The sequence below is a fragment of the Pelomonas sp. V22 genome, from assembly GCF_030014915.1.
GTDB lineage: Bacteria > Pseudomonadota > Gammaproteobacteria > Burkholderiales > Burkholderiaceae_C > JAUASW01.
Genome location: NZ_JAGIXS010000005.1, coordinates 268,206 through 286,786, shown reverse-complemented (window position 1 = coordinate 286,786; position 18,581 = coordinate 268,206). Strand labels below are relative to the sequence as shown.

Here is an 18,581-nt window from a genome sequence, read left to right as displayed (position 1 = left end):
CGGGTGCGGCACGATTCTAAGCTTGTCATATGACAAAACTAGGCCAAACCCGTAGGCCTTGGACGGGCAGCCCAGTGTGCCAGCGCCGACGCCAAACCAGCCAGATCCGACACATGACGCACGCCGGCCGGACAGCGCCGCAGCGCGTTGGAGCCGCCCCCAGCCCACAGCTCGATCTGCGCGGGCAGCAGGCTGCGCAGGCGCCGCAGCTCGTCCAGCAGCACAGCCGCCGGCAACTGGCCGGAGCAGCTGAGGGCCACGATGTCGGCCCGCTGCATGGCCGCCGCCAGAACGATGTCGCTCGGCGGGGTCTGCACCCCCAGGGACAGGCAGCGGCAGCCCTCCAGGGTCAGCAAGGCCTCGACCATCAACAGGCCCAGGCCATGCTGCTCACCCGGCAGCGTGGTCAGCAGCACCCGGGGACCCCCTGGCGGCGTGGCGCGCTCGAGCCCGTGAATCGCCGGTCGCAACACCTGCTGCAGCGACTCGCTGTAGATGTGCTCCTCGAACACCTGCAGCTCGCCGCGCATCCAGGCCTGGCCCACCTCGGTCGTCAGCGGCCCTATCAATTCCTTGATGCAGACGGCCAGGCCCATGCGGATGATGGCCTGGGCCAGGCGCTGCCTCAATAACTCCACCTCATGGGAGCGCAGCAAACTTATATAGCCCGCCAATTCGGGTGCCGTCACCACCTCCGGACCCAGGCGCCGGGCCCGTTCGGTGCGGGCTTGGAGCAGCAGCTTTTCCAGCTCCTCGGGCGGTGCAGCCACCACCCGCCCCGGCCGGAAACCCGCGTCCAGCAAGCGTTTGAGCAGGTGCAAGCGCCGCAACTGGGCCTCGCTATAGAGGCGCTCGCCCTGGGCGTCACGCTGAGGAGCAGGGAAGCCATAGCGCCGCTCCCAGACCCTCAGGCTGTCCTTGCTGATGCCGGTCGCCCGCTCGACTGCCGCGATGCCGTGCAGGCCAGTTTTGGCAGCCGCGCTACACATCGCACACTTTGCAATCAGACATGATTTGTGTACGACAAATGTCGTACAAGACACATTTCTGGGTCAAATCGGCCTCAATGACATGGTTTGACTATGACAAACAATGTACACCACACACTGCAGGCCCGACTCAATCCACAGGCAGATGCCAAGACCTCATCCGGGCACACGAAGGCAGGCGCTCGATTCCTTGCCTGATCGCAAGCCAAGCCCTTGGCGCCAGGTCGGCGGCTTTCCTTGCGGGGGGCTGATGTTGCATACTTCAGCCCTGACGAATAAATTTGTCCCTGCTGCTCGGGACAATCTGGAACGAAGTTCCAACAAAGCCGGCAGTCAAGAGTACATAAGCGAAATGTCGAGCAAGAAGGCTAGACGCGCGAGGCCCGGGGTTTGATGCCCAAGACCGCGCAGGCGCATCAGAAGACCAGAACAACCAGGACGTATTTCAGTCGCCAGATCTCCCCGTTCGCGGGGATGCAATCCCGAAGCCTTTCTCCTCCTCCTCCCTCCCTCCCTCGTTAGCTTCGGGGCGTCTCGCGACTACTTTTATGACCAGGGCTTCCGCCAGCGGCGGGAGCCCTTTGCATTTGTGCAGCGCATTTCTTTCGCCCGGGAGGGCGAGCAAGGAAGAAGGTAGCCGGCGGCGGGAGGCTTAGCGCAGCCAGCCCTTGCGGCGGAAGTAGATGAAGGGCGCGGCCACCGAGGCCACCATCAGGGCGATGGCGAAGGGGTAGCCCCATTCGGCCTCCAGCTCGGGCATGTGCTTGAAGTTCATGCCGTAGATGCTGGCGATCAAGGTAGGCGGCAGCAGCGCGACGCTGGCCACCGAGAAGATCTTGATGATCTTGTTCTGGTTGATGTTGATGAAGCCGACGGTGGCGTCCATCAGGAAGTTGATTTTGTCGAACAGGAAGGCCGTGTGCGAATCGAGTGAATCGATGTCGCGCAGGATCTGGCGCGACTCCTCGAACTGCTCGGCGTTGAGCATGCGGCTGCGCATCATGAAGCTGACTGCGCGGCGCGTGTCCATCACATTGCGGCGGATGCGGCCGTTCAGGTCTTCCTCACGGGCGATGGCCGCCAGCACCTCGCCGGCCTCTGCATCGTTGACGTCCTTCTTGAGCACGCTGGCGCTGATTTTCTCGAGGCTGTCATAGATGCTCTCCAGCGCGTCGGCCGAGTACTCGGCGTCGGCGTCGTAGAGCTTCAGGAGCACGTCTTTCGCATCCTCGATCAGGGCCGGGATGCGGCGTGCCCGCAGGCGCAAGAGGCGAAACACCGGCAGGTCCTCGTTGTGGACCGAGAACAGCACCTTGTTGTAGAGGATGAAGGCCACGCGCACATTGCGCGGAGCCTCGTCGTCGTCGATCAGGAAGTCGGAGCGGATGTGCAGCTCGCCGTTGTCTTCCTCGTAGAAGCGGGCCGATTCCTCGAGGTCGTCGTCGACGATGTTCTCGGGAATGGTCAGGCCGAAACGGTCACGTATCCAGCCCTTTTCCTCGCTGCTGGGATTCTCCAGATCGACCCAGACCGGCTGCGACTGGGCCAGGGCCTCGGGGCTTTCGATTTCTTCTTGGAACAGCCCGCCCTTCAGGCGGCCATTGTCCAGCGTGAACACATTGAGCATGCAGATCTCCAGCGCACTCCGCGCCGTCGTCACTTCGTCGAGAGAGGACGGGCTGGGCCGTCCGGGGGAGGGGATGCACCCGTCTCACTCCGGACAAGCGGCACGGATCGGCAAATACTGCTGAACCGCTGCCTTCTGATGCCATCGAGGCATCTACTTGGCGCTGGAGTGGACGGTCACCGAGGGTGGTCGCTGTCCAAGAAAAGCTCCAGAGATTGGATCGAATGATTATGTCATTCACCAAGAGGCCGCAGCAAGCCGGAAATCTTCTTCACCGACTGCGACAAAGTGCACTTGCAAAAGGCTTGTCAGCACCTAGCTTCGGTAGCACACTGGACTCGCACTCCCCCTCAACCCAAGCCTCATCCTCCGCTACCCGACATCTGCCTCAACTGCTCTTTGGTTCTCTCATTTTTTCCCCTCGAAGACTTGATCCACCCCCTGTGAAAGGAGGCTTTATGAACCTGACTATCAGTGGCCACCATCTCGAAGTGACTCCAGCGCTGCGCGAATATGTGCTGACCAAGCTGGACCGGGTGACCCGACACTTTGACCAGGTCGTTGACATCAACGTCCTGCTCACCGTGGAAAAGCAGAAGGAAAAGGAACGCCGGCAAAAGGCCGAAGTCACCCTTCACGTCAAAGGACGAGACATCTTCGTCGAACAAGCGAGCGAAGATCTGTATGCAGCCATTGATCAGTTGATGGACAAGCTGGACCGACAGGTCTGCCGTCACAAGGACAGGATCCAGGACCACCAGCATGCCTCTGCCAAGCGCCTGGAGATGCCAGCGCCTTGAGCCTCACTGGCCCTGCGGCCCACAACGGAAGCGACCCGCAGGGTCGCTTTTTTTGCGCCCGCAGCCCCGCCGACCGCCTTGTTGCTGCGCCGCCGCAAAATGCGCAATACTCCGACCCGGGGGTAGGTCGGCACGACAAGCAGACCGCGCCCTTCCTATAATTCCGCCTCACCTATCCGAACAAGCGTCCTGCCCAAGGCCTACCGGCCGTAGACGGCGCTGTGACCTGATGAACCGTCTCGCCGCTATCCTGCCCGCCAGCAATGTGCTGGTGAATGTGGACGCATCCAGCAAGAAGCGAGTTTTCGAACAAGCCGGCCTGCTGTTCGAAAACAACCATGCGATTGCGCGGGCCCTGGTCACCGACAACCTGTTCGCCCGCGAGCGCCTGGGTTCCACCGGCCTTGGCCATGGCGTGGCCATCCCGCACGGCCGCATCAAGGGCCTGAAGAACCCGCTGGCTGCGGTGCTGCGCGTGCAGCAGGCCATAGGCTTCGATGCACCGGACGACGAACCGGTCGGCCTCTTGATCTTCCTGCTGGTGCCCGAGGCGGCCACCCAGCGCCACCTCGAGATCCTGTCCGAAATTGCCGAGATGCTGTCGGACCGTGAGCTGCGCGAGCGACTCAAGTCCGAGGGTGAGGCCAGCGCGGTGTTCCGCCTGATCGCCGACTGGGAACCCTTGAAGTCCGTCGCCTGAGTGAAACCTACTTCCATCAGCGCCGACCGGCTCTTTGAAGAGCATCGCGAAGCGCTTCGCTGGGAGTGGATCGCGGGGCACGCCCATCCCGAGCGCCGCTTTGACGAAACCGCTGTGCGCGACGCGCAGTCGGCCGCCGACCTCGTCGGCTACCTGAACTACATCCATCCTTACCGCGTCCAGATCGTCGGCCGCCGCGAGGTGGCCTACCTGAGCCAGGCCTCGGGTGAGGTGCTGGACCGCCGCATCTCGCGCATCGTCACGCTGGAGCCGCCGGTCATCATCGTGGCGGACAACCAGCCTCCGCCGGACAAGCTGGTCGCCATGTGCGACCGCGCCGAGATCCCGCTGTTCGTCACCACCGAATCGGCAGGCCATGTGATCGACGTGGTGCGCGCCTACCTGGCCCAGCTCTGCGCCAATCGCAACACCCGCCACGGCGTGTTCATGGACATCCTCGGCCTCGGCGTGCTTCTCACCGGCGAATCTGGCCTTGGCAAGAGCGAGCTCGGCCTGGAGCTGATCTCGCGCGGCCATGGCCTGGTGGCTGACGACGCGGTCGACCTGTTCCGCATCTCCCAAACCGCCATCGAGGGCCGCTGCCCCGAGCTGCTGGCCAACCTGCTGGAAGTGCGCGGCATCGGCCTGCTGGACATCAAGGCCATCTTTGGCGAGACGGCCGTGCGCCGCAAGATGCGCTTGAAGCTGATCGTCCACCTGGTCCGCAAGGAGACCATGGAACGCGACTTCGAGCGCCTGCCCTATGAGCCGCTCTACGAAGACGTGCTCGGCATGCCGGTGCGCAAGGTGGTGATCGCCGTGGACGCCGGCCGCAACCTGGCCGTGCTGGTAGAAGCCGCCGTGCGCAACACCATCCTGCAACTGCGGGGCATCGACACCTACCGCGAGTTCGTCGAGCGCCATCAGCGTGCCATCGCCAACGGCGGGCACGGCGACGACGATTTGTAAGCGCGCTGAGGCGGCCGCTCAGCCCCGATGCGGGCAAGCCGTCTTGGTACAGGTCGCGTACAGCGCCAGCGAATGCTCCTGCAGCTCGAAGCCCCGCTCCAGCGCGATGGCGTGCTGGCGCTCTTCGATGGCCGGGTCGTAGAACTCCTCGACGCGACCGCAGGTCAGGCAGACCAGGTGGTCGTGGTGATGCCCCTGGTTCAGCTCGAACACAGACTTGCCGGTCTCGAAGTGATTGCGCGACAGCAGGCCGGCCTGCTCGAACTGGGTCAACACCCGGTAGACCGTGGCCAGGCCGATGTCGGCGCCCTCGGTCAGGAGCGCTTTGTAGACATCCTCGGCCGTCATGTGGCGCTGCGCCGTGTTCTGGAACACCTCCAGAATCTTGATGCGGGGCAGGGTGGCCTTGAGGCCGCTGTTCTTGATCTCTTCGGTCTGGTTCATCGGGTTTTGGATGCGTCCGGCCGCTCCCGGGCCTGCCGCTAGAATGCGCCGATCATAGCCAGCTTGGCTGCTCCCGCGACACGGCAAGTCCCTACACATGCGCTCGATTTCCAGAACTGCGTTGTTCCCGCTGGTGGCCCTGTCCACCCTGCTTGGCGGCTGCTCGTCGCTGCCCTCGCTGAGCGATCTGACCAGTGTCACCGGCGAAAAGATGCTGGGGCTGATCACGCCCTACCGTGTCGAGGTGGTGCAGGGCAATGTCCTGACCAAGGAGCTGGTCGCCAAGGTCAAGCCCGGCATGCCGCGCGCCCAGGTGCGCGACCTGCTCGGTTCGCCGATGCTGACCGATGCCTTCCATGAAGACCGCTGGGACTATGTGTTCACGATCCAGCGCCAGGGCGCGGCGCCACAGAACCGCAAGGTCGTGGCCCTGTTCGAGGGCGACAAGCTGAAGTCGCTGGACGTGCCCGACGACCTGCCGGCCGAGAACGACTTCGTCGCCGCGATCAACACCTTCAAGCCCACCGGGCCAGGCCCCAAGCTGAGCCTGAGCGAAGCCGAGCGCGACAAGCTGCCAGTGCCGAAGAAGGCCACACAGCCGGTGCAGGAACCCACCGGCGCCGTGCGCACCTACCCGCCGCTGGAGCCCCGCTCGTGACCGGCGCAAGCCGCAAGATCCGCATTGCCATCGCCGGGGCCTCGGGCCGCATGGGCCGCATGCTGCTTGAAGCGGTCCAGCAATCGCCCGATTGCGAACTCAGCGGCGCCCTGGACCGCGAAGGCAGCGAGAGCCTCGGGCTCGACGCCTATGCCTTCCTCGGCCAGCGCAGCGGCGTGACGATCACGGCTGACCTGCGTGCCGGCCTGACGGGCGCTGACGCACTGATCGACTTCACCCGCCCCGAGGGCACGCTGGCCCACCTGGCCATCTGCCGCGAACTGGGTGTGCGCGCCGTTATTGGCACCACCGGCTTCACCGAAGCACAAAAGGCCGAGATCGCCGAAGCTGCCAAACACGTCGGCATCATGATGGCGCCGAACATGAGCGTGGGCGTCAACGTCGTGCTGCGCCTCCTCGACATGGCAGCCAAGGCCCTCAACGAGGGCTATGACATCGAGATCATCGAGGCCCACCACCGCCACAAGGTCGATGCCCCCAGCGGCACCGCGCTGGCCATGGGTGAGGCCGTGGCCAATGCCCTGGGCCGCGACCTGAAGCAATGCGCGGTCTACGGCCGTGAAGGCGTGACCGGCGAGCGCGACCCGTCCACCATCGGGTTCGCCACCGTGCGCGGCGGCGACATCATCGGCGACCACACCGTGCTGTTCGCCGGCACCGGCGAGCGCATCGAGATCTCGCACAAGTCCAGCAGCCGCGCCACCTATGCCCAGGGCAGCCTGCGGGCCTGCCGCTTCCTGATGCAGCAGGGCCCTGGCCTGTACGGCATGAACGACGTGCTGGGCCTGGCCTGAACTCACGAGCAAACAAGCTAGCAAACGACAGCGGCACATGAGCGGATTCAACGACTTCTGGCTGCAAGGTGACCTGGTCACCCGCACGGTAGCGCTGTTGCTGCTTTGCATGTCGATCAGCGCTTGGGTGGTGATCTTCTGGAAGGGCTGGATACTGGCCCGCACCCGTCGCGACATCGCCCGCGCCGTGCCCGCCTTCTGGGCGGCCGCCTCGACCACCGACGGCCGCCAGGCGCTGCAGAATTTCGATCGCGAGCAGGTGCTGCTGCCTTTGCTGGATGCGGCACTGACCGCCGCCAGAAGCGGCACGCTCGAATCCGCCGGCCGGCGCGAATCGCAACTCACCCGCCGCCTGCGCGACGCCCTGCATGCCGTGCTCGCCCGCCTGCAGTTCGGCCAGGTGCTGCTGGCTTCCATCGGCAGCACGGCGCCCTTCGTGGGTCTCTTCGGCACGGTCTGGGGCATCTACCACGCCCTGGTCAGCATCTCAGCCAGCGGCGCCATCACGATCGAGAAGGTTTCGGGCCCGGTGGGCGAGGCGCTGATCATGACGGCCGCCGGCCTGGCCGTGGCCATCCCGGCCGTGCTGGCCTACAACATCTTCGGCAAGCGCGTCGCCGCCTGCGAGGCCGAGCTGGAAGGCTTTGCGCATGACTTGCGCGAGCTGCAAACCCACGCCGACTGAACGAACACGCCATGGCTTTCGGCAGGCTCGAGCGCAGTGATCAGCCCAAACCGATGGGCGAGATCAACATGACGCCGTTGATTGACGTGATGCTGGTCCTGCTGGTGATCTTCATGATCACCGCTCCCTTGATGAGCAGCTCGCTGCGCCTCGATCTGCCGCAGAGTACTGCCGCCACGCCCTCGGACGCGCCGCAATACATCGCCGTGGCGATCACGCCCGACGGTGCGCTCTACCTCGGCGAGGCCAAGCTACCGCCGGCCGAATTCCAGGCCCGCATCAAGGCCCAGGCCCAGGCGCGCCCCGAGACCGAGGTGCAGCTGCGCGCCGACAAGACCGTGCCCTATGGCCAGGTGGCCGAGCTGATCGGCTGGGTGCAGGCCGCCGGCCTGAACCGCATCGCCTTCGTGGCCGAGGCGGCAGCCAGCCGCTGAAGCCAAGGCCGGGAGGCCTCCTTCTACAATCCCCGTCTTTCGCGCCCCATGCCGGGGCCGCACGCCGCCTGCCTTTTCAGCATGAACGACAAGTACGCACCGAACGAGATCGAAGCCGCCGCCCGCCAGTACTGGAACGGACGCGACGCCTACAAGGTCGTGGAAGACCAGAGCAAGCCGAAGTTCTACGCCTGCTCCATGCTGCCCTACCCCAGCGGCAAGCTGCACATGGGCCATGTGCGCAACTACACGATCAACGACATGCTGACCCGCCAGCTGCGCATGAAGGGCTACAACGTCCTGATGCCCATGGGCTGGGACGCCTTCGGCCTGCCGGCCGAGAACGCGGCCATGAAGGGCAAGCTGCCGCCGGCCAAATGGACCTACGACAACATCGCCTACATGAAGGGCCAGATGCAGGCCATGGGCCTGGCGATCGACTGGTCTCGAGAAATAGCCACCTGCCAGCCCGAGTACTACAAGTGGAACCAGTGGCTGTTCCTGAAGATGCTGGAAAAGGGCATCGCCGAGCGCCGCACCCAGGTCGTCAACTGGGACCCGGTCGACATGACCGTGCTGGCCAACGAGCAGGTGATCGACGGCCGCGGCTGGCGCTCCGGCGCCCTCGTTGAGAAGCGCGAAATCCCTGGCTACTACCTGAACATCACGCAGTACGCCGAAGAGCTGCTCGCGGCCGTGGCCGACCCGGCCAGCCCCCAGTACCTGAGCGGCTGGCCAGAGCGCGTGCGCCTTATGCAGGAGAACTGGATCGGCAAGAGCGAGGGCGTGCGCTTTGCGTTCCCGCATGCCATCCAGGGCGCCGACGGCGCGCTGATCCAGGACGGCAAGCTCTACGTCTTCACCACGCGTGCCGACACCATCATGGGCGTGACCTTCTGCGCTGTGGCGCCGGAGCATCCGCTGGCCGCGCACGCCGCCGCCTCGAACGCCAAGCTCGCTGCCTTCATCGAGGAATGCAAGCAAGGCGGCACGACCGAGGCCGAGCTGGCCACGCAGGAAAAGAAGGGCATGGCCACCGGCCTGTTCGTCACCCATCCGCTGACTGGCGCGCAAGTCGAGGTCTGGGTCGGCAACTACGTCTTGATGAGCTACGGCGACGGCGCCGTGATGGGCGTGCCGGCGCACGACGAGCGCGATTTCGAGTTCGCCAAGAAGTACGGCCTGGCCATCAAGCAGGTCGTGGCCGTCGAAGGCCAGAGCTACAGCACGGCCGCCTGGGCCGAGTGGTATGGCGACAAGCAAAAGGGCGTCTGCATCGAGTCCGGCATCCTGAACGGCCTCGGCTACAAAGCCGCCGTCGACAAGGTGGCCGAGCTGGTTGGCGAGAAGAACCTTGGCGCCAAGAAGACCACCTGGCGCCTGCGCGACTGGGGCATCAGCCGCCAGCGCTACTGGGGCACGCCCATCCCCATCATCCATTGCGAAGAGCATGGCGCCGTGCCGGTGCCCGAGAAGGACCTGCCGGTCGTGCTGCCCGAGGACTGCATCCCGGACGGCAGCGGCAACCCGCTGGCCAAGCGCGCCGACTTCCTGAACTGCAGCTGCCCGATCTGCGGCAAGCCGGCCAAGCGCGAGACGGACACGATGGACACCTTCGTGGACTCGTCCTGGTACTTCATGCGTTATTGCGACGCGAAGAACAGCGAGGCCATGGTCGGCGACGGCACGGCCTACTGGATGCGCCAGGGCGCCGCGATGGACCAGTACATCGGCGGCATCGAGCACGCCATCCTGCACCTGCTCTACGCCCGCTTCTGGACCAAGGTGATGCGCGACCTCGGCCTCGTCAAGATCGACGAGCCCTTCACCAAGCTGCTGACGCAGGGCATGGTCTTGAACCACATCTACTCGCGTCGCAACGAGAAGGGTGGCATCGAGTACTTCTGGCCGCATGAGGTGGAGAACACCTTCGACGAAGGCGGCAAGATCACCGGCGCCAAGTTGAAGAGCGACGGCTCGGCCATCGATTACGAGGGCGTGGGCACCATGTCCAAGTCCAAGAACAACGGCGTCGACCCGCAGGAGCTGATCAACCAGTACGGTGCCGACACGGCCCGTTTGTTCGTGATGTTCGCTTCGCCGCCGGAGCAGACGCTGGAGTGGAACGATGCCGGCGTCGAAGGCGCGCACCGCTTCCTGAAGCGCGTCTGGGGCTTTGGCGCCAAGAACGCGGAAGCGATCAAGGCTGGCGGCGCTGACTTCGCGGCCCTGAGCGGCGACGGCAAGGCCCTGCGCCGCGAGGTGCACCTGGTGCTCAAGCAGGTCTCGTACGACTACGAGCGCATGCAATACAACACCGTCGTCTCGGGCGGCATGAAGCTCTTGAACGCGCTGGAAGGCTTCAAGGCCACCGGCCAGGATGCTGCCGTGCGCGAGGGCTTCTCGGTGCTCTTGCGCGTGCTCTACCCTGCCTGCCCGCACATTGCCCACACGCTGTGGCAGGACCTGGGCTTTGCCGCCGAGCTCGGCGATCTGCTCGACGCGCCCTGGCCCGTGGTGGATGAATCGGCTCTGGTACAGGACGAGATCGAGCTGATGCTGCAGGTCAACGGCAAGCTGCGCGGCGCCATCAAGGTGGCAGCCGGCGCCGACAAGGCCGTCATCGAAGCGGCCGCCCTGGCCAACGAGGAGTTCCACAAGTTCTCCGAAGGCAAGGCGCCCAAGAAGATCGTCATCGTGCCGGGCCGCCTGGTCAACGTGGTGGTCTGATCGATGGCCATGCTCTCGCGCCGCCGCTTCGCCCTCCTGCTGCCGACCGCGGCATTGGCCGCCTGCGGCTTCGAGCTGCGGCGCGACAGCGAGTTGAAGATCCACGCGATCTGCCTGCAGGGCTTCAAGCCCGAATCGCCGATGCTGGCCGAGCTGCGCCGCCAGCTGGGCCGCAGCCAGGTGCGGCTGGAGGACGACCCGCAGCGCGCCGAGCTGGTGCTCGAGACCAAGCGAGACCTGCGCGACAAGACCGTCGTCGCCTCCACCAGCGCCGGCCAGGTGCGTGAATGGCAGCTGCGCCTGCGCTTCGATTTCCAGCTGCACACACCGGGCGGCGAGCTGCTCTTGCCACGCACCGAGCTGCGCCTGACCCGCGAGATGAACTACACCGAGACCGCGGCCCTGGCCAAGGAGCAGGAAGAAGCGGCGCTGTACCGCGCGATGCAGTCCGACGCGGTCGCCCAGGTCATGCGCCACCTCGCTGCCGTGCGCCTGCCGACGACCTGACCATGCAACTGCGCGCCGAGGCCTTGCAGGCCCACATCGCCAAGGGCCTGAAGCCGGTCTACACCGTACATGGCGACGAGCCCCTGCTCGCGCAGGAAGCGGCCGACGCGATACGCGCCGCCGCCCGCAACCAGGGCTATGCGGAGCGCAAGGTCTTCACCGTGGCCGGCGCCCATTTCGACTGGGGCCCGGTCCTGGCCGCTGCGCAGGCCATGAGCCTGTTCTCGGAACGCCAGCTGATCGAGATCCGCATCCCTTCCGGCAAGCCCGGCAAGGACGGCTCCGAGGCCTTGCAGCGCTATTGCGAGCTGGCACCCGAAGACATCCTGACCCTCGTCACGTTGCCGCGCCTGGACAAGACCCAGCTCTCCAGCGCCTGGTTCCTCGCCCTGGACGGCGCCGGCGTGACGCTGAAGGTGGAGCCGGTCGAGCGCCGTGCCCTGCCGCAATGGATTGCCCAGCGCCTCGCGGCCCAAGGCCAACGTGTGGCCGAAGGCGAGGAAGGGCAGCGCGCACTGGCCTTCTTTGCCGACCGGGTGGAGGGCAATCTGCTGGCCGCTCACCAGGAGCTGCAGAAGCTCGCGCTCTTGCACCCGGCCGGCGAGTTGACGTTCGAACACATCGAGCAGGCCGTGCTGGATGTGGCCCGCTTCGACGTCTTCAAGCTGAGCGAGGCCGTGCTGGCGGGCCAGACCGCCCGTGTGATGCGCATGCTCACCGGCCTGGAAGCCGAGGGCGAGGCCGCCGTGCTGGTGCACTGGACGCTGGCCGAGGACATCCGCGCCTTGAAGCGCGTGCGCGACGGCATGGACGCCGGCAAGCCGTTGCCCATGGCGCTGCGCGAGGCGCGCGTCTGGGGCAACAAGGAGCGGCTGTTCGAGCGCCTGCTGCCCGGGCTCAAGACCCGCGAGCTGGCCAGGCTGCTGGAAGCCGCCCAGGTGGTGGACGGCATCGTCAAGGGCCTGCGCCATCCGCAGTGGCCGGCCGAACCCTGGGCCGCGCTGCAACGCCTGGCCCTGATGCTGATGCGCGAGGCCGCGCCCAAGGCCGCCACAATGGGCGCCCCGGGCCGGCATTAATCCGCTGCGCTCCGGGGAATGGGGGTATCTTGCGGATGGTTTTCACCTAGCATCAGAGCCCATGCGACCGCCCCTGCCCCTGATCGTCGCCCCCATGCTGCTGAGCCTGGTAGCGGCCGCCTCTGCCGCCCCCTGGACCGTGCTCGTGCGCGGGCAGGATGGCAAGCCGCTCGCCGACGCGGTGGTGGCCGTGGAAATCAAGGGCCAGCACAGCAGCACCAACGCCGCCAAGGCCGAGATCTCGCAGAAGGACCGCCAGTTCCTGCCTTTCGTCCTGGTGATACAGACCGGCACGGCGGTGAGCTTCCCCAATTTCGACACGGTGCGTCACCATGTCTACTCCTTCTCGCCGACCAAGAAGTTCGACCTGAAGCTCTACGCCGGCACGCCGGCCGCGCCGGTGGTGTTTGACAAGGCCGGCGTCGCCACGCTGGGCTGCAACATCCACGATCAGATGAGCGCCCATGTGGTGGTGGTGGACACGCCGGTGTTCGCCAAGACCGATGCCAGCGGCGTCGCCAGGCTCGATCTGCCGGCCGGTGACCACCAGCTCAAGACCTGGCACCCACGCATGCCCGACCCGCGCCTGCAGGCCCAGGGCCTGAGTGTGGGCACAAGTACCGGCCAGACGGTGGTGACGCTGCAGGTGGAATGAAGCCACGCATGAAGCTGCCCCGTTTCCTCGACCTGCGCCGACTCGAAGGCCGCATCGTCGCCATGTTCCTCGGCCTGCTGCTGGCCGTGCAGCTGATCAGCTTCGCCATCATCGGCAGCAGCATCGAGCGCAACGCCGAGGCCTCGATCTCGACCCAGTTGGAAACCGGCGAGCGCCTGCACCGCCGCCTGCTGGTCTCTGAGGCCGAGAAGCGCAGCGACGCGGCCCGCGTGCTGGCCTCCGACTACGGCTTCATCGAAACCATAGGCAAGGGCGAAGGCGTGCAGCAGGACGTGCCCACCATCATCGACGCCCTGCAAAACCACGGCGACCGCATCGGTGCCACGGTGGTTGTATACGCAGACCCGCAGCAGCAACTGGTCGCTGCCACGCGGCCCAAGGCTGAAGGCTTCGTCAAGCTGCTGGGAGCCATGGCACGGCGGGCCAAGTGCCGGGGCAGCAGCGAACCCATCCAGGGCCCCAACCTGGTCATCGTCGGCGACCTGCCCTACCAGGTGGTGGCAGTGCCGGTCTGCACGCCAGCGCCCAACGGCTGGGTGCTGATGGCGTTCGCGCTCGACGACGCCTCGCTGCAGGAACTCAAGCAGTTCTCGCGCCTGGACTCGGTCATCGTCAACAACGGCCCCGACTGGCAGGCGCTTGTGAGCAGCCTGCCCAAGGCTGCCGCCCAGGAGCTGGCACCGCAGATCGCCGCTGACGGCACGCTGTTCAAGCTCACGCTCGCCGGCGAGCGCCTGCGCGGCCGTTACATCAGCCTGGTGCGCGAAGGCTCGCACGAGGTCGGCGCCGTGTTCCTGCGCTCCTTTGACGAAGCCGTCGCGCCCTATCGGCAACTGCAGTGGAGTCTGCTCGGCTTGACCGGCGCCGGCGTCGCCTTGTTCGCGGTGCTGAGCATCCCGTTCGCGCGGCGCATCACCGAACCGATCAAGGCCCTGGCCGAATCCGCCAAGCGCCTGGGCCGCGGCGACTACGACACGCCTATCGAGCGGAGCTCCCAAGACGAGGTCGGCGCACTGGCACGCGCCTTCGAGGCGATGCGGGTCGATATCCGCAGCCGCGAGGAACAGGTGCACCGCCTGGCCTTCTGGGACCCACTGACCGGCCTGCCCAACCGCGAGCAGTTCAGCCAACGCCTGCAGGAGCAACTGGACGCCGACAAGCCGTGCGCGGTGCTGATGCTGGACCTGGACCGCTTCAAGCATGTAAACGACGTGCTGGGCCACGGCTTCGGCGACAAGCTGCTGTGCAGCGTGGCCGAGCGCCTGGGCCAGCTCTCACCTGGCGAGCGCGGCATGCTGGCGCGCCTGGGTGGCGACGAGTTCGTGCTGCTGCTGGAGCGCGCCGACGCCAAGGCCGCGCTGGCCATGGCCCAGACCATCCTCACCGACTTCGAGCAGCCGCTGCACATCGAGGACCAGACCGTGGACATCGGTGCCGGCATCGGCATCGCGCTGAGCCCGGCCCATGGCCAGGAAGTCGGCCTGCTGCTGAGCCGTGCCGAGCTGGCCATGTACTCGGCCAAGCGCCGCCAATGCGGCAGCATGATCTACGAGGCCTCGCTGGATGCGGGCAGCCAGGAGTCGCTGTCGCTGCTGACCGAGCTGCGCCGCGCCATCGAGAACGACGAGCTGCGGCTGTTCCTGCAGCCCAAGGTCGACCTGAAGAGCGGCGCCGTCATCAGCGCCGAAGCCCTGGTGCGCTGGGAGCATCCGCAGCGCGGCCTGGTGCCGCCGATGGAGTTCATCCCGTTCGCCGAGCAGACCGGCTTCATCCGCCAGCTCACCGCCTGGGTGTTGGCTGAATCGGCCCATGCGCTGAAGCTGGCACAAAGCCAGGGCGTGGACCTGCGCATCAGCGTCAACCTCTCGACCCGCGACCTGCTGGACCAAGACTTGCCGGCCAAGATCGAGCAGTTGCTGGCCGGCTATGGGGTCACGCCCCAGGGCCTGTGCCTGGAGATCACCGAGAGCGCCATCATGGACGACCCGCAGCGTGCGCTGCACACGCTGGAGCGGCTCAGCGAAATGGGCTTCAAGCTCTCGATCGACGACTTCGGTACCGGCTATTCCTCGCTGGCCTACCTGAAGCGCCTGCCGGTCAACGAGCTGAAAATCGACAAGAGCTTCGTGATGGCCATGGAGAACGACCTGGACGACGCCAAAATCGTACGCTCGACCGTCGAACTCGCTCACAACCTCGGACTCACGGTGGTGGCCGAGGGCGTGGAGACAGGCAAGGCCTGGAAGCTGCTGGCCGAGCTGGGCTGCGACGAGGGCCAGGGCTATTTCATCAGCCGGCCGATGCCGAGCAGCAAGTTCTTCGAGTGGCTGCCGCGCTGGAAGGCGCCGGACGTCAGCGGCGAGCGGCTGGACACGGCCTTCGCCGACCTGGGCTGAACGAGCCTGCAGCTGTCTATCAGTAGCCGCGCTGGCGCTGCACCTGGTGCAGCAGCGGCCGGCCGGCGCGCAGCGCGAGCACATTGGCGGCCACCACGGCAGCGGCGGTGCGCGCATCGGTCTGCGCCGCCGTGTGCGGCAGCACCGTCACCTGCGGATGCTTCCAGAAGCGGTGCTCGGCCGGCAGCGGCTCCTGCTGGAACACGTCCAACACCGCATGGCCGACCTGGCCACTGTCCAGCGCCGCCAGCAGGTCGGCCTCGACCACATGGGCACCGCGCGCCAGGTTCACGAGCGTGCTGCCCTTCTTGAACTGGTCCAGGCGCTTGGCGTCGAAGAAATCGCGGGTTGAAAGCGTCAGCGGCAACAGGTTGACGACGGTGTTGGCCGAGGCCAGCTCCCAGGCCAGCGCATCCTCGCCGTGGCTGCAGGCCACGCCGGGCAAGGTAACCTGGCGCGTGGCCCAGCCGCTGACCGCATAACCCTGGCCGGCCAGGGCCCGCGCCACGCGACCGCCCAGTTCGCCGAGGCCCAGCACCAACACGCGCCATTCGGAGGCGCGGCGGTACTTGAGCGACTGCCACTGCGCTTCGCGCTGCTGGGCGGCCAGCTCGAAGAAGCGGCGATGCAGACTCAACACGGCCCACAGCGCCGTGTGCACCATGGCCTCGTTCATGGCCGGGTCGACCATGCGGGCCAACGGCACTTCGGGTGGCAGCGTGGCGTCGTTCAGGAGCTTGTCCACGCCCGCCCAGACTGACTGGATCAGCTTCAGATTTGGCAGGCCTTGAAGGCTGCCGGGGAGCGGGTTGGCCACGATGGCCACCTCCACCTTGGCGGCCTGGGCCGGATCAGTGGGCGGCTGCACCAGCCATTCCTCGTGCGGCAGCGCTTCCTGCAGGGCCGAGAGCCATTGTGCCCGTTCGTCCTGCGCGGCGGCATCGCTGCGGCCGTTCCAATGTCCGACCAGCAGCAGGCTCATGACTCCTTCTCCTCGACCGCGTCGCAAAGCGCCATCAGGCCGGCGCGCATGGTGGCCGCACGCACCTCGTGGCGGCCGCCTTCGAACAGCTCTTTCCAGACCTTGGTCGGCGTGCCCTGATGCGCCAGCGCCAGCCAGACGGTGCCGACCGGCTTGCTCGCGCTGCCGCCGGTAGGGCCGGCGATGCCGGTGACGGCCAGGGCCCAGTCCAGCGGCGCATGGGCCAGCAGGCCGCGCGCCATGTGGTGGGCCACCTCGCCGCTGACCGAGCCGTGCAGCGAGATCAGCGCTGCCGGCACGCCCAGCAACTCGGTCTTGGACTGGTCGCTGTAGCTGACCACGCCGCGCTCGAACCACTGGCTGGAACCCGACACGCTGGTGCAGGCGGCGGCAATCAGGCCACCGGTGCAGGACTCGGCCGTGCCCATGCGCTCGCGGCGCCGTATCAGGGCCACGCCGATGCGGTCGATCAGCTCATGTTCTTCTGGAAAAAGCATGACTCAGCCTTTCATCCCAAGACGGCGCGCCACAGCGCGATCACGGCAAGCGTACATCCGGCTGCGACGAAATCGTCAAACAAAATGCCGAAGCCCTGCGCCCAGCCCACCGGCGCACCCGGGCTGCCCTTGAAGAGCCCATCGGCCCAGCGCACCGGGCCCGGCTTGGCCGCGTCGAAAAAGCGGAACAGGCCGAAGGCCACGGCCTGGCCGACGAGGCCCACGGGCATCACCAGCCACAGCACCAGCCAGAAGGCCAGCACCTCGTCCCAGACGATGGCACCGGGGTCAGGTATTGCCAGGTTGCGGGCGGTGACGGTGCATGCCCACCAGCCGACGAGCGTGCCACCACCTATCAGTGCGGCCCAGCCGATGTCGCTCAGCCAGGGGTTGATCACGATGAAGGCCAGCCAGGCCCACAGCGTGCCGGCCGTGCCCGGCGCCTTGGGCGAGAGCCCGCTGCCGAAGCCGAGGGCGATCCAATGCGCCGGGTGGCGCAGCATGAAGCCGGCAGTGGCGCGGCGCGGGGCTTGATCAGCCATGGCGGGTCTTGAAGTGGTCGAAGGCGTCGAAGGTGGGCGGGACGGTGCTGCCTTGCTCGTCGATGAGTCGCAGGCCCGCCTCCGCCTCCGCCTCGATGCGGCCGATGCGGGTCACGCGGGTGCCGGCGCTGGCCGCCGCAGCTTCGACGGCAGCGCGGGCGGCGGCGGGTGCGGTGAAGAGCAACTCGTAATCATCGCCACCGCTGAGCGTGCACAGGCGCTGAACGGCCAGCGGCTGTGCGGCCAGGATGCGGCTGCGCGGCAGTGCATCGACCTCAAGCCGGGCACCGACGCCTGAGCGTGTCAGCACATGGCCGAGGTCGCCGATCAGGCCGTCGGAGATGTCGATCGCGCTCGTGGCGATGCCACGCAAGGCCTGACCCAGGGCCACGCGAGGCCGTGGCAATTCCATCGCGCGGCGTACGGTCTCGAAGGCATCGCCGGCCAGACTGAGGTCGCCACGAAACACTTCCAATGCCAATCGCGCATCACCCACTTCGCCACTGACATACAAATCGTCGCCAACCCGCGCGCCGCTGCGCAACAAGGCCTGGCCCGGCGCGGCCTCGCCGAACACGGTGATGCAGATATTCAAGGGGCCGGCCGTGGTGTCGCCACCGACCAGCTGGATGCCATGCGCATCGGCCAGCGCGAACAGGCCGGCCGCGAAGCGCTCCAGCCAAGCGGCATCGGCTCGCGGCAGGGCCAGGGCAAGGGTGAATCCACGGGGCGTGGCGCCGCAGGCCGCGAGATCGCTGAGGTTCACCGCCAGCGCCTTGTGGCCGAGGCGCTCGGGCGCGACGGTGGAGAGGAAATGGCGGCCCTCGACCAGCATGTCGGACGAGATCAAGAGCTGCTGGCCCGGCGTCGGACGGAGCACTGCGCAATCGTCGCCAATGCCGACTTCGACACCGGCTTGTGGATGCTCGCGCTGGAAGAAGCGCCGTATCAGGTCGAATTCGCCAAGAGACATGGCCGCATTCTCGCAGTCCGTCCCGTGTCAGCTGCACTCCTACAATCAGTGCCCCGCTTCTCCACGGCCCTCACGCCC

19 protein-coding genes are annotated in these 18,581 nt (G+C 66.4%); 12 read left to right on the top strand and 7 right to left on the bottom strand.

Annotated elements, in window-relative coordinates; all coding sequences use genetic code 11:
• Positions 1-38: 38 nt before the first annotated feature.
• Together J7U46_RS17350 and corA are read right to left on the bottom strand one after the other, a co-directional pair.
• Positions 39-989: a MerR family transcriptional regulator gene (locus J7U46_RS17350; RefSeq protein WP_282828069.1), complete on the bottom strand. Its 951-nt coding sequence runs from the start codon at positions 987-989 to the stop codon at positions 39-41.
• Between the two features lie 652 nt (positions 990-1,641).
• Positions 1,642-2,616: a magnesium/cobalt transporter CorA gene (gene corA / locus J7U46_RS17345; protein WP_282828067.1), complete on the bottom strand. Its 975-nt coding sequence runs from the start codon at positions 2,614-2,616 to the stop codon at positions 1,642-1,644.
• 458 nt (positions 2,617-3,074) lie between these two features.
• On the opposite strand from corA, the gene raiA reads away from it, so the two are divergent.
• The 3 genes from raiA (at position 3,075) to hprK (ending at position 5,085) form a co-directional block, all read left to right on the top strand.
• A complete protein-coding gene (gene raiA, locus J7U46_RS17340; RefSeq protein ID WP_282828065.1) occupies positions 3,075-3,416 on the top strand; it encodes a ribosome-associated translation inhibitor RaiA in 342 nt (113 codons plus the stop codon).
• 229 nt (positions 3,417-3,645) lie between these two features.
• On the top strand, positions 3,646-4,116 hold the full coding sequence (locus tag J7U46_RS17335) for a PTS sugar transporter subunit IIA (protein ID WP_282828063.1): 471 nt from the start codon (positions 3,646-3,648) through the stop codon (positions 4,114-4,116).
• Positions 4,117-5,085 carry an HPr(Ser) kinase/phosphatase gene (gene hprK, locus J7U46_RS17330; RefSeq protein ID WP_282828061.1) on the top strand — a complete coding sequence of 323 codons (969 nt, stop codon included), beginning with the start codon at positions 4,117-4,119 and terminating at the stop codon, positions 5,083-5,085. It begins immediately after the preceding gene.
• Between the two features lie 18 nt (positions 5,086-5,103).
• On the opposite strand, the gene fur is transcribed toward hprK, so the two are convergent.
• Positions 5,104-5,529, bottom strand: a complete 426-nt coding sequence (gene fur / locus J7U46_RS17325) for a ferric iron uptake transcriptional regulator (RefSeq protein WP_282828059.1) — start codon at positions 5,527-5,529, stop codon at positions 5,104-5,106.
• A 97-nt stretch (positions 5,530-5,626) separates the two neighbouring features.
• Here fur and bamE point away from each other — a divergent pair, with 97 nt between their 5' ends.
• From bamE to J7U46_RS17280, 9 genes are all read left to right on the top strand, one after another.
• Positions 5,627-6,187: an outer membrane protein assembly factor BamE gene (bamE, locus tag J7U46_RS17320; RefSeq protein WP_282828057.1), complete on the top strand. Its 561-nt coding sequence runs from the start codon at positions 5,627-5,629 to the stop codon at positions 6,185-6,187.
• Positions 6,184-7,002, top strand: coding sequence for a 4-hydroxy-tetrahydrodipicolinate reductase (dapB, locus tag J7U46_RS17315; RefSeq protein WP_282828055.1), 819 nt, complete (start codon positions 6,184-6,186; stop codon positions 7,000-7,002). The genes bamE and dapB overlap by 4 nt, the downstream gene beginning before the upstream one ends.
• Before the next feature lie 37 nt (positions 7,003-7,039).
• Complete coding sequence (locus J7U46_RS17310) at positions 7,040-7,687, top strand: MotA/TolQ/ExbB proton channel family protein (protein WP_282828053.1); 648 nt, start codon at positions 7,040-7,042, stop codon at positions 7,685-7,687.
• Between the two features lie 11 nt (positions 7,688-7,698).
• Complete coding sequence (locus tag J7U46_RS17305; protein WP_282828051.1) at positions 7,699-8,121, top strand: biopolymer transporter ExbD; 423 nt, start codon at positions 7,699-7,701, stop codon at positions 8,119-8,121.
• A gap of 81 nt (positions 8,122-8,202) precedes the next feature.
• On the top strand, positions 8,203-10,851 hold the full coding sequence (gene leuS / locus J7U46_RS17300) for a leucine--tRNA ligase (protein WP_282828213.1): 2,649 nt from the start codon (positions 8,203-8,205) through the stop codon (positions 10,849-10,851).
• Positions 10,852-10,854: 3 nt separating this feature from the next.
• Positions 10,855-11,358 (top strand): LPS assembly lipoprotein LptE, encoded by a 504-nt coding sequence (gene lptE / locus J7U46_RS17295; protein WP_282828049.1) that lies wholly within the window; start codon positions 10,855-10,857, stop codon positions 11,356-11,358.
• Between the two features lie 2 nt (positions 11,359-11,360).
• Complete coding sequence (gene holA / locus J7U46_RS17290; RefSeq protein ID WP_282828047.1) at positions 11,361-12,437, top strand: DNA polymerase III subunit delta; 1,077 nt, start codon at positions 11,361-11,363, stop codon at positions 12,435-12,437.
• 61 nt (positions 12,438-12,498) lie between these two features.
• The gene (locus J7U46_RS17285) at positions 12,499-13,092 is read left to right on the top strand and encodes a methylamine utilization protein (RefSeq protein ID WP_282828045.1); all 594 of its coding nucleotides are present in this window, start codon (positions 12,499-12,501) and stop codon (positions 13,090-13,092) included.
• Positions 13,093-13,100: 8 nt separating this feature from the next.
• On the top strand, positions 13,101-15,509 hold the full coding sequence (locus J7U46_RS17280) for an EAL domain-containing protein (protein WP_282828043.1): 2,409 nt from the start codon (positions 13,101-13,103) through the stop codon (positions 15,507-15,509).
• Between the two features lie 19 nt (positions 15,510-15,528).
• Here the strand turns inward: J7U46_RS17280 and J7U46_RS17275 are convergent, their stop codons facing one another.
• From J7U46_RS17275 to thiL, 4 genes are read right to left on the bottom strand one after another with little or no spacing between them, the layout of a single operon-like run.
• On the bottom strand, positions 15,529-16,491 hold the full coding sequence (locus tag J7U46_RS17275; RefSeq protein ID WP_282828041.1) for a glyoxylate/hydroxypyruvate reductase A: 963 nt from the start codon (positions 16,489-16,491) through the stop codon (positions 15,529-15,531).
• On the bottom strand, positions 16,488-16,988 hold the full coding sequence (locus tag J7U46_RS17270; RefSeq protein ID WP_282828039.1) for a CinA family protein: 501 nt from the start codon (positions 16,986-16,988) through the stop codon (positions 16,488-16,490). Before J7U46_RS17270 ends, J7U46_RS17275 begins: the two co-directional genes overlap by 4 nt.
• A gap of 11 nt (positions 16,989-16,999) precedes the next feature.
• The gene (locus J7U46_RS17265) at positions 17,000-17,530 is read right to left on the bottom strand and encodes a phosphatidylglycerophosphatase A (RefSeq protein ID WP_282828037.1); all 531 of its coding nucleotides are present in this window, start codon (positions 17,528-17,530) and stop codon (positions 17,000-17,002) included.
• The gene (gene thiL, locus J7U46_RS17260) at positions 17,523-18,503 is read right to left on the bottom strand and encodes a thiamine-phosphate kinase (protein WP_282828035.1); all 981 of its coding nucleotides are present in this window, start codon (positions 18,501-18,503) and stop codon (positions 17,523-17,525) included. Before thiL ends, J7U46_RS17265 begins: the two co-directional genes overlap by 8 nt.
• Positions 18,504-18,581 lie beyond the last annotated feature (78 nt).